A 12,945-nucleotide genomic window follows, 5' to 3' on the forward strand; every position below is an offset into this window, starting at 1 on the left:
GTTTGCAGCGCATCAATGGCTTGGCAATCGCGCCGGATGTGAGGCCGGCGGCATTTTTGGGGTCAGATCCAGCCCAGATGGGTCAGCCAGCCCTGGATGCGACCCGGCGTTTCGCCCAGTTCCATCAAGGCATAGGGACGGTAGTTGAGCTTGTGGCTGCGGCGGCTCTCGCTCTGGCGAGCCTCGGCAGCCAGCAGGGGCCAGCGTCCCCCGTCTTCCTGATAGAGATCCAGGGTGGGAATGCTGGCCTGGGCCACCTGCTTGGCCAGGGTCTGGTTGCTCAGCTGGTTGGGAAAGAAACCGTCGAGCAGCACCAGGGCATCGGGGGCGGGCAATTGCTCGCTGGTGATGAGGTTGGCGGCCCAGGCCGCGCTGGTGCCTTGCGCCAGCAACAGCTTGAACCCGCCCTCCTGCAGCTTGGCGTCACCGAGCTTGACGATGCGTTCGGCAAATTGCCGGCGAAATGCGTCAATGCTCTCCTGCTTCTGCTCTGAGGCCGGATCCAGCTCGGTCTGCTGGGGGGAGGGGAGCAGCAGCAGGGTATCGAAGCCGAGTCGACCCAGATCCCGGGTCAGTTGCCACAGCTGGCCGCTACGCTGCCAGTCCGGCAGCAGGATGGCAAGCCCCAGATAGCTGTCGCCGTCGTGCTTGGCAAAGAGCACCCTCTGCTTGTCGATCCGGGTGCTGTCAGGCACTCCCTTCCAGTCGCTCTCCTGCCAGTGATAGAGAGGGGCCGGGGGCGAGATCTCGTTGGCCGGCAAGGTGGTGCTCGCCAGCAGGGTCAAAAACAGCAGTGGTAAGGATAATCTGGCCATAATGCGCTCCCCGGTTGACTGGGTTAGCGGCGGCGTGCCGGATTTCTGAAGGGGGTCGGGGGATCCAGTAGCAAGAGGGAAGGGGCAGGCCCTTCCCTCGACGGGCTCAGGGCCGGGCAAGCCTGCCGAGCTGGCGGTCGTGCAGGGGGGAGAGCAGCAATAGGGCGCTGACGGCCCCCATCAGGGCGAAGAACATGTCGGACTGGGTATCCCAGGGATCCCCCTGGGTGCCGAGGAACTCGTCGGCGCCCTGACCCAGAGCCAGAGCGGCGCCCCACTCGATGAGTTCATAGCTGGCGCTGACGGCGAGCACCACGCAGATCACCAGAAACACCAGCATCTTCTTGCCCTGCACATGGTGGCCGCGCAGCAGTATCTCGCGACAGGCCAGGGCGGGCACGAACCCCTGGAAGAAGTGGCCAATCTTGTCATAGGGGTTGCGACCGAGATCGAACCACTGCTGCAGGTCGAAACCGAGCGGCACCCGGGCATAGGTGTAAGCACCCCCCAGCATCAGCACGGCCCCGTGCAGAAAGATACACAGGTAGAGCAGGCTGGTGAGGGGGTAGCTGCGCTGGCTCAGCAGCAACAGCGGCACGACGATCAGCACGGGGGCGACTTCCAGCAGCCAGGTGACCCTGTCATAGGGTTGCCAGCCGGAGAGCACCAGCAGTACCAGGGTGAGCAGCAACAGCAGAAGTTTTTGATGAGATGTCATAGGGAGCCTGTGAGGGAGGAGGAACCTGACTTCATGGTGTAGTCCCAATCGGCGCGAGACGAAAGGGGGCAGGGGAATTCTCCCTCAATGGAAGGCCCACTGTCACTGACCGGGGCTGAATGATCGCAGGGCCGGTGCCCATAAAGAAAAAGCGAGCCTGGGGCTCGCTTTTTTCAACACGGGCGTGAAGCCGTCAAATCAGTTGACGCGACGCTTGAATTCACCGGTGCGGGTATCGATTTCGATCTTGTCGCCGATCTCTACGAAGGCGGCAACGGCCAGCTCGTAGGTGGTGCCCTTCAGGCGGGCCGGCTTGGTCACTTTACCGGAGGTGTCGCCACGGGCGGCCGGCTCGGTGTACTCGACTTCGCGAACGATGGTGGTCGGCAGTTCTACGGAGATGGCTTTCTCGTTGTAGAAAGTCACTTCGCAGATGTCTTCCATGCCGTCAACCATGTAGTTCAGGGCGTCACCCAGGTTGTCTTTCTCGACGTCGTACTGGTTGTACTCGGTGTCCATGAAGACATACAGGGGGTCGGAGAAGTAAGAGTAGGTGCACTCTTTACGCTCCAGCTGAACGACTTCCAGCTTGTCGTCGGCCTTGAATACGGTCTCGGTGGCGCTGCCGTTCAGCAGGCCTTTCAGCTTCATCTTGACCACGGCGGAGTTACGGCCGGATTTGTTGAATTCGGCTTTCTGGACCACCATCGGCTCGGTACCGATCATGACGACGTTACCAGCGCGGATTTCCTGTGCGGTTTTCATGTAAAAATTCCTGTTCGTATACGGGCAGATAAAAACTGCCAGATTATATACGGCTTTCTAAAAATTTCACCAGCCGAGTGACGAGATCCCCATCGGCAAGCAACTTCTGTGACCAGCTTCGCGCATGTTGTTGCCAAATAGTGCCGAATTGCGGCCATTGGGCCCAGAGTTCGCGCACATCTTGCCCATGGTTGAGGGCATGATTGAAGGCGCGCAGCCAGTGGGCCGCATCGGTCGGCAAGTCGGCCAGATCTGGCAAGCTAGATAAGTAGTGGTCAAGGAAATCATCCAGCTTGGCAATGTGAGCCTGATCGTCCTGGGGATAGATGTGCCACAGGAAGGGCCTTGCCGCCCATTGGGCTCGCACGAAGGAGTCTTCGCCGCGCACCAGGTTGAGATCGCAGCTCCACAGCAGCCGATCGTAGCCTGCCTGGCTCGTCATCGGCAGCAGCTTGATGGCAAGTTGGCCCACCTGAAGCAGCTCCCCCGCCCTGGCCGTGCCGATGGCACTCTCAAGCCCTGCGCCGCTGAGCACGTCGTTGAGGGAGCGACCGAGCGGCAGCAGCAGGGTGACCGGGGTGGCGCCCTGGCTCCAGCTTTGCACCAGGCTTTTCAGCGCCTCGCTCTCGTAGGTGAAGAGGCTTATCCGCAGCTCGTCTTGCGCCCTGGGCGGCAGCCCCAGGCTCGCCCAGTAGGCGGCAAGGCCTGCCTCATCCTGCTGCCACCGCTCCCGCTCGGCGATGAGCCCCTGCTCGCACAAGAGTCCACCGGTCTTAGCCGTGAAGCCCGGGAAGAAGAAGTATTTATTGAGGCTCAGCTTGCCGACCCGCTGCGGCGAGGCGAGGCCGTGGCAATCCTCGACCCAGCTCTCTGCCGAGAGATACTCCAGATTGATCCAGCAGGGGGGCGGGCTCTGCTCGGCCATGCGTTCGATAAAGGGGGCGGGCAGCTCGCAGGCGAAGGCCTCTATGACCACTCTGGCCGGAATGGCATCCGCTGGCAGGGGGCCCTGCCAGCGTTGGATGTGAATTCCCTCAACCCACTGGCGATCCCGCGCGGGATTAAGCCCCGGGCAGATGCGGGCAAAGCTCGCCAGGTCGTCCACCCAGAGCCGCACCTCTCCATGCCCTTCCTGCTCGAGCTGGCGGGCCAGCCGCCAGGTGACGCCTATGTCGCCGAAGTTGTCCACCACTGTGCAGAAGATGTCCCAGTCGAAGGGGGGCAGGGGGCTTGTCATGGCTTGAGGTTCCAGATGCAAAAAAACCGGTGCGCAGGGTAGCACACCGGTGGCCTGGCTTCTAACCGTCAGCGCGTGACGGGGCTGCGGCAGATTACTCCTTGCCGTAGACGTTGTTCTCCTGCTCGCGCACCCGGATGAAGGTGGTGCGCTTGGTGAGCTCTTTCAGCTGGCTGGCGCCGACATAGGTGCAGGTGGAACGCACACCGCCGAGGATATCGCGCACGGCGTTCTCGACCGGGCCGCGGTAGGGCAGCAGCACCGTTTTGCCCTCGGAGGCACGGTATTCGGCGACGCCGCCGGCGTGCTTGTCCATGGCACTGGAAGAGCTCATGCCGTAGAACTTCATGAAGGGCTCGCCATCCACGTCCACCACTTCGCCGCCGCACTCCTCGTGGGCCGCCAGCATGCCCCCCAGCATCACGAAGTCGGCGCCGCCGCCAAACGCCTTGGCCACGTCGCCCGGGCAGGTGCAGCCGCCGTCACCGACGATCTGGCCACCGAGGCCGTGGGCCGCATCGGCGCATTCTATGATGGCGGAGAGCTGGGGGTAGCCGACGCCGGTCTTGACCCGGGTGGTGCAGACCGAGCCCGGGCCTATGCCCACCTTGACGATGTCGGCGCCGGAGAGGATCAGCTCCTCCACCATCTCGCCGGTGACCACGTTGCCCGCCAGGATGACGTGGTTCGGGCAGGCTTCACGGATCTTGCGCAGGAACTCGACGAAGTGCTGGGAGTAGCCGTTGGCCACGTCCACGCAGATGAAGCGCAGCGCCTCGGACATGGCGAGGATCTGGCGGGTCTTGATGAAGTCCTCTTCCGAGGTGCCGGTGGAGACCATGACATGGCCCAGCAGGGCAGGATCGGTGTCGTTCACGAAGGTTTGCCACTGGGCGAGGCTGTAGTGCTTGTGTACCGCCGTCATCATCTCGAAGCCGGCCAGGGTACGCGCCATGGCGAAGGTGCCGACGGTGTCCATGTTGGCGGCGATGACGGGCACCCCCTGCCACTGGGTCTGGGTGTGCTTGAAGGTGAACTGACGGGTCAGGCTGACTTGGGAACGGCTCTTGAGGGTAGAGCGCTTGGGACGAAACAGGACATCCTTGAAACCGAGCTTCAAGTCTTCTTCGATACGCATTGCAAATTCCTTATTGAGCCTTGTGAAAGTCACTGTTGCAGTGGGCAAAATTTTCGGCAGGCACAAAAAACCGCAGGTTTTCAAGGCCTCCGGTTTACAACAGTCTAGGCAAAAATCCCGCCAGAACAAGACTGATAATTCGCTCAGCATTGTGGTAGCCTTTGGCGTCACAACCTGAGGTCGACCACCAGCTTCATCCAGCACCTCGCCGTGGCCCCTCTCTCCCCTCTCTCTCCTCTTTTTTTCCCCTGCACCAGAGTCAACTGCTGTCGGATCCCCCATGCCGTGAACGCCATGAGATCAGGGACGCCTCTTTTGCCAGTTGACAGGGGCCTGCGTGCTGCCCACTCTGGCGCAGAGGGCCAGCGTGGGCCCGCTTCGACGAGGAGAACACATTGTCCGTATCACCACACAAAGCCGGCTGGTTGTTGTTGGCCAGCCTCTGCTTCTCATCGGGCGCCTGGGCGGCCCCCACCGTCTATGGCTGGATCGAGAAGGGCCTGATCATGCCAAGTGGCGTCGCGGTCAAGATGAAGCTGGATACCGGGGCGCTCACCTCGTCCCTCGATGCGCGGGAGCTGCACCACTTCAAGCGTGACGGCAAGCCCTGGGTGCGCTTCACCCTGGCGTTGACCGATGCCAACACCGACAAGGAGGTGCGCCAGACCCTGGAACGGCCGGTGGAGCGCAGCGTGACGGTGCGCGGTGCCGGTGGCATGGAGGAGCGTCCCACGGTGACCATGTCCATCTGTGTCGGTGACAAGGTCTACAAGGAGTGGTTCACCCTGCGAGATCGCAGCGACATGATCTATCCCGTGCTGCTCGGTCGTCGTCTGCTGGCGGAGCTGGGGCCGGTGGACTCCGCCCGCACCTTCACGGTGCAGCCGAGCTGTGGCTAGGCGTCATTCCAAAGGCGCGAGGATCGCACGCGGGGCCCGAGGCCCCGCGTTTTTTCTCCCCTGAGGCCTGTGCCTTCTATGCCGGGCGGGGGGCGGCGGGCAGCAGCACGCTCACCTCAAGGCCCCCCTCGGGCCGGTTGTGGATGTCGAGGTCCGCGCCGTGCAGCTGTACTATGCGCTGGACTATGGCCATGCCAAGTCCCACCCCATCCCCCTGCTGGGGGTTGACCCGAAAGAAGCGCTCGCACAGGCGCGACAGGGCGGCGGTGGGAATGCCGGGGCCATTGTCCCGCACATCGACCCTGACCCTGTTGCCCTCCTGAGTGATCACCACGGCGACCTCGCCGCCCACCTGGGTGTAGCGCAGCGCATTGTCGATGAGGTTGCCAAACATCAGCTCCAGCAACATGGCCTGTCCCATCACCTGCAGATGCTCGTCGCCCTCGAGGGAGAGTTGCAGGTCCTTCTTCAGGGCGATGGGGGCAAGGGTGGCCAGGGTGCCCTGCAACAGCAGGCTCAGATCCAGCCTGCCGAGCGCCGGGACCTGCTGATTGTCGATGCGGGCCTGGGTCAGCAGCTGGCGGATCAGCCGGTCGCTGCGATCGAGCGCCAGCAACATCTTGCGCAGCGCCTGTTCGCGGCTGAGATCATCCTCGGCCGCCAGGGCATTCTCGCTGTGGATGCGCAGCACCGCCAGCGGGGTGCGCAGCTCGTGGGCCGCCTCGTTGGTGAACTGTTTCTCCCGCTCTATGGTGTCCGCCAGGGTGTGCATCAGCCGATTGATCTCCGCCACCAGCGGCGTCAGCTCCTCGGCCTTGATGGCCAGGTTGAGCGGGCTCAGGTTGGCAGGATGACGCTCGCCGATGGCCTGGGTCAGCTGGTGTAACGGAGCCAGGCCACGTTGCACCAGCCACCAGAGCAGGACGAGCAGGAAGGGCAGGGTGATGAAGAGCGGCAGCATGGTCAGGGTGGCCATCTTGCTGGCCAGCTCCCCTCGCTCGTCATCGCGCTCCGCGACGATGAGCCAGGTGTGCTCATCCTCGTTGTAGAGGGTGAAGGTGCGCCACTCGTGGTGATCCTTGGTCTCGCTGTTGAAGCCGCGTTCCAGGGTGGTCAGGGGCTGCTCCGGCGCATTGGGCGAGCGCAGCAGAATGATGCCCTGCTCGCTCAGCAGCTGGAAGTAGAGGTTGTGTTCGAACTCGTGGCCGTAGGGGGTGAACTCGTTGTCCCGCCCAAGCTGGCTGAAGCTGCGCTTCTCCTGATGAAAGGTGTCGGGCACGGCCTGCTCCCACTCCTGGTAGACGGCGCCGTTGCTGGGCAGCTCGACGCGCTGCTTCAGATAACGGCTGAGCAGCTGATTGGTGATGCGGGCGGACTGGGCGAGACGGGCATCGAACAGCTCTTCCATCTCGTGGTTGGCCTCCAGATAGCCGATGAGGCCGCTGACGGCCAGGCTGAGACTGACCAGGGCCAGGATGCCGGAGAGCAGGAAGCGACGGATGGAGCGGACGCGACTCATTGGCTGGATATCCCTCTGGTGCCCAGGGTATCTGGCTGCGGCACTATGTAGCCGACGCCGCGGATGTTGCGGATGAGTTCGGGGAAGAACTTCTTGCGCAGGTGGTGAATGTGTACCTCCACCGCATTGCTTTCGGCTCCCTCATCCCAGCCATAGAGGCTCTGCTGCAGCTGATCACGGCTCAGCACCCGGCCGCTCTGGCTGATGAGCTCCTGCAGCAGCTTGTATTCGTGGGGGGTCAGTCTGACCGCCTCCCCCTGATAGGTGACCTGCTGGGATTCGGGGTAGATGAGGATATCGCCATACTCCAGCACCGCCTGGGCCTGCCCCTTGCTGCGGCGCACCAGGGCGCGCAGGCGGGCGTTGAGCTCCTGCAGGGCGAAGGGTTTCACCATGTAGTCGTCGGAGCCCGCGTCCAGCCCCAGCACCCGGTCGTCCAGGGCATCACGGGCGGTGAGGATGAGCACCGGCAGCGTCTGTCCCTCCCGGCGCAGCTTGCGTAGCAGGCTGATGCCGTCGATGTCCGGCAGATTGAGGTCCAGGATGAGGGCGGCAAACTCCTCGCTCTTGAGCGCCGACAGGGCGGGCAGCCCCTGCTGCAGCCAGTCCACCGTGTAGCCGCTGCTGCGCAGGGCATCCACCATGCCATCCCCCAGCATCATGTCATCTTCCACCAACAGGATCCGCATTGTTTTTTTCCCCTCAAATGACGCTGCCCACCAGTATGCAAGTTGGTGGGCAGAGTTTAAATAGTGCACTGATATGCTTGTGTTTATAGCTTGGCGAGACGCTCGCGGATTTCCGTCCTGCGCCCTTCGTCCGCCACCTCGCGGCCCGGTCTGGCCGGGGCGGCCAGGGCCTTGTCCAGATAGATCTTCGCCTGGGCCTTGTCCCCCTGTTCCAGCAGGAAGTCGCCGTAGAAGAAGTTGGGATCGATGCCGGTAGGATTGATGGTGAGTGCCTGCTTGAGCAGCTGCTCGGCCTTGTCGTCATCCCCAAATCCGACCGGCCAGCCTGGCACCTGGTAGTAGAGCGAGCCCAGGCTGGTGTAGGCGGAGCCCTCCAGCGCCTTGGGATCCTGCTTGATGGCGATCTCCAGCTTGGCCTTGGCCTCTTTCACCAGGCTGAGGGCCCCGAGGCCGCCCTTGGCGCCGGCCCAGGTGCTCTTGACGATGGCAGACCAGATCAGCAGATCGGTGCGAAAGGCCTCCTTGGCACTGGCCTGATCCGCCTGGGCACTCAGGGTCTCCAGGCAGCTCTCCTTGGCCTTGCCGGTCTGCTGGTACTGGCAGTGGGCCCACTGCTGTTGAATGGTGGGCAGGGCATCTGCGGCCTGAACCAGGCTGCTGGCGAGGGCGAGCAGCAGGACGCTGTGGCCAAATCGGGGGCGGAAAGTGGCGTGTTTCATCTCAATGTTCCTTCTCGTGCGTGGCACAGGTGGGGTTGTCCCCGTGATCGGTGGCCGGGTGGGCTGGGCGGCGGGCATGGCGCTCGATGACGGGCAGTTGTCTGGCGAGCGCCTTGTCGACCAGGGCGGGCATCAGGCCGTTGAGCCGCACGAACAGCTTCTCCGGCCAGCCGAGCCAGCTGCGGCGTGTCTCGTTGCACAGGGCGATGACGGCCTCCTCGGCGACGTCCTGAGGGCTGTCGGTGTGGGTGCCGAGCTCGGCATTCATGGCGTAGGCCGCCTCGGAGTTGAGGTGGGTGCGGGTGGCGCGGGGGGCAAAGTGCAGCACCTTGATGCCGGAGCCCTCCAGTTCCCGGCCCAGCGCCTCGCTAAAGCCCCGCAGGGCAAACTTGCTGGCGCAATAAACGCTGTAACCGGCATAGCCGATGGCCCCGAGGCTGGAGCCTATGTTCATGATGACTGCGGGCTTGCGCAGCCTCGGCAGCAGGGCGCGGGTGAGCTGGATGGGAGCCTCGACGTTGAGCAGCAGTTGGCGCGTCACCTGCTCGCTGCTCTGATCCTCCAGCCAGGCGAACTGGTTGCAGCCCGCGCTGTTGATCAGCACGTCCAGCCCGTCATCCAGCGCCGGGTGCTGCAACAACCGGGCCCGCTCTTGGGGCGAGCCCAGATCGGCGGTCACCGTCTGATGGCGCTCCGGGTGGGGCAGCTCCTTGCGCAGCCGTTCCAGTGCGCTGGCCCGGCGTCCGTGCAGCAGCAGATGCGCCCCCTGGGCCGCCAGCTCCAGGGCCAGGGCTTCCCCTATGCCGCCGCTGGCGCCGGTGAGCAGTATGCGTTTCCCTTCAAGCTTCATTGGCAGAGGATCCCGTGAGCTGATGGAGCATGTCGCCATAGAGGCGGTAGACCACCTTGGCGGCGTGAATGATGGCGGCCTGATCGGCGGCGTCTTCCACCCGGTTCATCAGGGATTCGAAGAACTTGAGGTGCTCCTGATCCAGGGCGCCGTGAGAGCTGAGGTAGCTCATCGCCTGGGGTGGCAGACCGAGGCCGCTCTTGAGCTGGTCCGCCACCGTCAGGGCGATGGCGACGCTGGTGCCTTCCAGCACCTGCACCATGCCGAAGAAGCCCATGGGGTTGCCGCGCTGGATCTGGTCGTAGAGGAAGGCCACCATCAGCTCGATGGGTTGACCGGGTCGGCCATGGCGCACCGCCTCGGCGTCACCGCCGCAAGCGCGGATGTCATTGAGGATCCACTCCTGGTGGCCGTACTCCTCGTCGATGTACTCCCGGATGGCGCCGCGCACCCACTCATACTCCTGTCCCAGCTTGCCGCCGGTGGCCATCAGGAGCGGCACCGTGTGGCGCACGTGGTAGTAAGCCTCTGCCAGAAAGGCGAGGTAGGTCTCCCGGCTGATGTCGCCGCGGCGGCAGGCCTCGATGATGGGGGCATTGAACAGGTGCTCGCGCTCGGCGGCGGTGGCGTGTTGCAGGGTCTGGTAGAAACTCATGAGGATTCTCCTGTGAGGCCTTGAGTCAGGCATTGGTCGATCTGCCGGGAAAAGTGGTGATAAATCTCGTTGCGACGGGGGCGGCCGTTAGCCGTCAGCAGGCCGGGGTGCTGATCCAGCGCCACCGGCAGCCAGTGATGGATGCGGGCGTAATCGGGCAACTGCTGGTTGAGCCGGGCAATCTGCTCGGCCAACTGGCACTGGGTGCCCGGCAGCGGCTGGATGAGGGCGACGTTGGCGGGCTGGCCGTCACCGAAGATCACGATGCGGACGATGGCCGGGCAGAGCTGGGCCTGGGCCTCCACCCACTCCGGCGAAAAGTTGCGGCCAAAGGCGGTGATCTGCACGTTCTTCTTGCGCCCCGTGATGTGCAGGTAGCCTTCTGCGTCCAGGTGACCCAGATCCCCTGTGGCGATCTGGCTGGCCGCAGCGCCCTCTTCCCCCAGATAGCCGAGCATGGCGCTGCCGCTCACCATGACTTCGCCGTCGGCGGCGATCGTCACCTGGCAGTGGGGCAGGGGGCGGCCGACGCTGCCCGGACGGTCATCGTCCGGGCCGTTGAGCGCCACGACCGAACCGCACTCCGACAGGCCATAGCCCTCATAGACTGGCAGCCCCAGCGCGCGGGCATGGGCGATGAACTCGGGGGCGACCTTGCCGCCACCGACGGCGACGAAGCGAAGCCCCTTGAGCCGTTCGGCCAGGGCCGGGGTGTTGGCGCACAGCGCCAGCAGCAGGCGCAGCAGTTCGGGTACCAGCACCAGGCTGTGGCTGGGCCAGCGTGCCAGGGCCTGGCCCAGCATGGCCGGGTCGAGGGTGCTGGAGCCGGTGAAACCCAGCTCGCCGAGCGAGGGGATGCGGCTGCAGGCGCCGGTGAGCAGTGGCACGTACAGACCGGTCAGATTCTCCAGCAGGGTGGCCAGGGGCAGCAGGGTCAGGTGCTGTTCAACTCCGGCCGGGGCGACCCTTAGGGCTAGGGATTCGCAGACTGCCATCATCTGGGCAAGGGACAGGCAGACCCCCTTGGGCTGGCCCGTGGTGCCCGAGGTATAGGTGATCTTGGCTGTGCCGTCCGGCAGGGCCGGAGGCGCGAGCGGGGTGCGTCGCCACAGGGGCAGATCCTGTTCGTCGGCGGTGCCCGTCATCAGGATGAGGGGGGCTGCGGCCTGCCAGCCCTCATGTTCGGGTCCCACCAGGGCGTCGGCTCCGCTGCTCTCCAGCAGCCAGGACTGCTGCGCCGGGCTGAAGAAGTGGGGAACCGGAATGACCACGATACCGGCCCGGGTGCAGGCCAGATCGAGCAGCGCCCAGGGCAGACCGTTGTCGAGCTGCAGGGCCAGGCGGCGAATGCCGGCTTGCTGCAAGCGGTCGGCCAGGTGCTGGATCTGCTGCCACAGGTTCTGGTAATCCAACGAACCCTGGCTGCCTTGCAGTGCCGGTTGTCGCGGCGTCAGGCTGGCGTGGCGGGCGATGGCGTCAAACAGGCTCATTGAGCGCACCTCTTGTCATTGTCGGCGTGGCTAAAAAGCATGGGCATGGGCCCCAACAGGTTGAGCAGCAGGCTGCTCTGGGCGAGCACCTCGCGCCCCTGGTTGATGTCCCCGGCCATCACCTTGGGTTGGCAGCGGTAGTACTCTCCCCAGGCACTGGCGTCTTCCCCCACCTGGTGGGCCTGGGCGGGGGCCAGCTCCACCGGGTTGAGACGCAGCCGGGCAAAGCTGTTGCGCAGTTTGGCGGTGCCGGTGAACACCACGTAATCGAGGGCGTTGTCACACAGCAGGCGGCACAGGGCGGCAAACATCAGGCGGGCATTGCCCGGCTCGCTGCAGGCGAGGTTGCCCACTTCGATGATGCGGCTGCGGGCCGGTCTTACCCCGAGGCGGGTTTCGATGGCGGCCTCGATGGGTTGCTCCAGATACTGCTCTAGATAGAGGGGTTGCTCGCCCTCGCCGTTGCAGGCCTGGTTGAGGCCACAGGCGCCGACCAGCACCCCATCGGCCCGGTAGAGCCCGAGCAGACAGGGCAGAAAATGGGGAATGCGGGCGTTGAATTCGAGGGTGTAGGCGGCCTGGATATAAGTTTGCAGCGCCATGACCTGCTGCGGGGATTCGGCCAGGATCAACCTGTAGGGGGCTTGGATCTCGATGGTCATGGTTGGCTCCTTCTCTTGCGATGGGTTGAGAGTAAAAGGGCAAACTTAAGAAACCCTTAAGGCGCAAAAAAAGTTGTCAGCAAGGCGGCGGGCAGGCAATCTGCGCGGCTGTTACCCAGGAGGATCCGTCATGTCATCAAGCGTCAGCTGCCCCCTCTGCTCGGCTCGCCACAGTTACCCCCTGTCGGTGGCAGGCAAGCGCTATCACCGTTGTCTGGACTGCGAGCTGGTCTGGCTGGATGAGGCGGATCATCTGGACGATGCGGCAGAGAAGGCGGTCTATGACGGGCATGACAACCGGGTGGATGATCCCCGTTATCGCGGCTTTCTGATGCGGGCCTTCGGCGAGGTGCTCTCCCGGGTGAGCCCTCCTGCCTGTGGCCTCGATTTCGGCTGCGGTCCCGGGCCTGCCCTCATCGCCATGGGGCGGGAGGCGGGCTTTGATATGGCGGGTTACGACAAGTTCTATGCCGACCAGCCCGAGCTGCTCACTCGTCGCTACGATTTCATCACCAGCACCGAGGTGATAGAGCACCTGGCCGCCCCCCGCGCCGTGCTGGACGGGCTCTGGGCCTGCCTCAACCCCGGCGGCGTGTTGGTGTTGCAGACCCAGCGGGTGCTGGGTGACGAGCGCTTCAAGAGCTGGCGTTATCGCCACGATCCGACCCACATCGTCTTCTTTGCCGAGGCGTCGTTCCGCGCCCTGGCTGCCCGCTGGCAGGCGGACCTCTGCTTCCCCCACACCGATGTGGCCGTGTTCACCAAACCCTGAACGGGGCATTTTCATTT

Annotated in this window: 14 protein-coding genes; 2 read left to right on the top strand and 12 right to left on the bottom strand. The window is 64.1% G+C overall.

The features are described 5' to 3' along the window. Positions 1–62: 62 nt before the first annotated feature. The 5 genes from KI797_RS05215 to KI797_RS05235 all read right to left on the bottom strand — a co-directional run bounded on the left by KI797_RS05215 (position 63) and on the right by KI797_RS05235 (position 4,673). Complete coding sequence (locus KI797_RS05215; protein ID WP_226171859.1) at positions 63–815, bottom strand: DUF3530 family protein; 753 nt, start codon at positions 813–815, stop codon at positions 63–65. Between the two features lie 106 nt (positions 816–921). Beyond that, entirely contained in the window at positions 922–1,533 is a 612-nt protein-coding gene (locus KI797_RS05220; protein ID WP_042649604.1) for a DUF2238 domain-containing protein, read from the bottom strand. A 198-nt stretch (positions 1,534–1,731) separates the two neighbouring features. Then, positions 1,732–2,298, bottom strand: coding sequence for an elongation factor P (gene efp, locus KI797_RS05225; RefSeq protein ID WP_011707002.1), 567 nt, complete (start codon positions 2,296–2,298; stop codon positions 1,732–1,734). A gap of 43 nt (positions 2,299–2,341) precedes the next feature. Continuing rightward, a complete protein-coding gene (gene earP, locus KI797_RS05230; RefSeq protein ID WP_042649603.1) occupies positions 2,342–3,535 on the bottom strand; it encodes an elongation factor P maturation arginine rhamnosyltransferase EarP in 1,194 nt (397 codons plus the stop codon). Between the two features lie 94 nt (positions 3,536–3,629). After that, positions 3,630–4,673, bottom strand: coding sequence for a GMP reductase (locus KI797_RS05235; protein WP_042649602.1), 1,044 nt, complete (start codon positions 4,671–4,673; stop codon positions 3,630–3,632). Between the two features lie 425 nt (positions 4,674–5,098). On the opposite strand from KI797_RS05235, the gene rloA3 reads away from it, so the two are divergent. After that, a complete protein-coding gene (gene rloA3 / locus KI797_RS05240; protein ID WP_041206839.1) occupies positions 5,099–5,572 on the top strand; it encodes a retropepsin-like aspartic peptidase RloA3 in 474 nt (157 codons plus the stop codon). A gap of 76 nt (positions 5,573–5,648) precedes the next feature. Here rloA3 and KI797_RS05245 read toward each other — a convergent pair whose 3' ends face one another. The 7 genes from KI797_RS05245 to KI797_RS05275 form a co-directional block, all read right to left on the bottom strand. Next, positions 5,649–7,091, bottom strand: a complete 1,443-nt coding sequence (locus KI797_RS05245) for an ATP-binding protein (protein WP_182788087.1) — start codon at positions 7,089–7,091, stop codon at positions 5,649–5,651. Then, a complete protein-coding gene (locus KI797_RS05250) occupies positions 7,088–7,780 on the bottom strand; it encodes a response regulator (protein WP_043133278.1) in 693 nt (230 codons plus the stop codon). The genes KI797_RS05245 and KI797_RS05250 overlap by 4 nt, the downstream gene beginning before the upstream one ends. 83 nt (positions 7,781–7,863) lie before the next feature. Beyond that, entirely contained in the window at positions 7,864–8,499 is a 636-nt protein-coding gene (locus KI797_RS05255) for a tetratricopeptide repeat protein (protein ID WP_182788089.1), read from the bottom strand. A gap of 1 nt (position 8,500) precedes the next feature. After that, positions 8,501–9,349, bottom strand: a complete 849-nt coding sequence (locus tag KI797_RS05260) for an SDR family oxidoreductase (protein ID WP_182788091.1) — start codon at positions 9,347–9,349, stop codon at positions 8,501–8,503. Next, positions 9,339–10,004, bottom strand: a complete 666-nt coding sequence (locus tag KI797_RS05265) for a TenA family transcriptional regulator (protein ID WP_182788093.1) — start codon at positions 10,002–10,004, stop codon at positions 9,339–9,341. The genes KI797_RS05260 and KI797_RS05265 overlap by 11 nt, the downstream gene beginning before the upstream one ends. Next, positions 10,001–11,494: an AMP-dependent synthetase/ligase gene (locus tag KI797_RS05270; RefSeq protein ID WP_226171862.1), complete on the bottom strand. Its 1,494-nt coding sequence runs from the start codon at positions 11,492–11,494 to the stop codon at positions 10,001–10,003. The genes KI797_RS05265 and KI797_RS05270 overlap by 4 nt, the downstream gene beginning before the upstream one ends. Continuing rightward, positions 11,491–12,156 (bottom strand): thermostable hemolysin, encoded by a 666-nt coding sequence (locus KI797_RS05275; protein ID WP_042649595.1) that lies wholly within the window; start codon positions 12,154–12,156, stop codon positions 11,491–11,493. The genes KI797_RS05270 and KI797_RS05275 overlap by 4 nt, the downstream gene beginning before the upstream one ends. Before the next feature lie 130 nt (positions 12,157–12,286). On the opposite strand from KI797_RS05275, the gene KI797_RS05280 reads away from it, so the two are divergent. Then, positions 12,287–12,928 carry a class I SAM-dependent methyltransferase gene (locus tag KI797_RS05280; RefSeq protein WP_042649594.1) on the top strand — a complete coding sequence of 214 codons (642 nt, stop codon included), beginning with the start codon at positions 12,287–12,289 and terminating at the stop codon, positions 12,926–12,928. Positions 12,929–12,945: the final 17 nt, after the last annotated feature.

Origin of the sequence: Aeromonas media (assembly GCF_020423125.1) — a bacterium.
GTDB lineage: Bacteria > Pseudomonadota > Gammaproteobacteria > Enterobacterales > Aeromonadaceae > Aeromonas > Aeromonas media.